The following is a 256-nucleotide window of genomic DNA, read 5'->3' as shown; positions in this document are numbered from 1 at the left end:
TAGTTTGGTGGGACTTGGTGGCTTACCTTGTAGTTCTCAGCCTTATCTTTGCGATTATTTATCTAACGATGCAGCTCAATCACCATCGACAACAAAGGCGTGCCCAAATTGATAGGCTGCAATCTGAAGCCAAGCAAAAGCTAGAATTTCAAGTGCTTGAGCGCACATCAGAGCTGCACGTCGAGATTAAACATCGTATCGAAACCGAACATGTACTGAGACAGACACAAGACGAACTCATCCAAGCCGCCAAACT

General features: G+C 45.3%; 1 pseudogene. It reads left to right on the top strand.

Going from position 1 to position 256, the window contains the following annotated elements:
* Positions 1-256 (top strand): annotated as a pseudogene (locus tag AB4512_RS24390) (two-component sensor histidine kinase); the annotation flags it as partial.

The sequence above is a fragment of the Vibrio sp. 10N.222.52.B7 genome, assembly GCF_041474275.1.
Taxonomy (GTDB): domain Bacteria; phylum Pseudomonadota; class Gammaproteobacteria; order Enterobacterales; family Vibrionaceae; genus Vibrio; species Vibrio crassostreae_C.
This window is presented reverse-complemented; position numbering and strand designations above follow the sequence as displayed.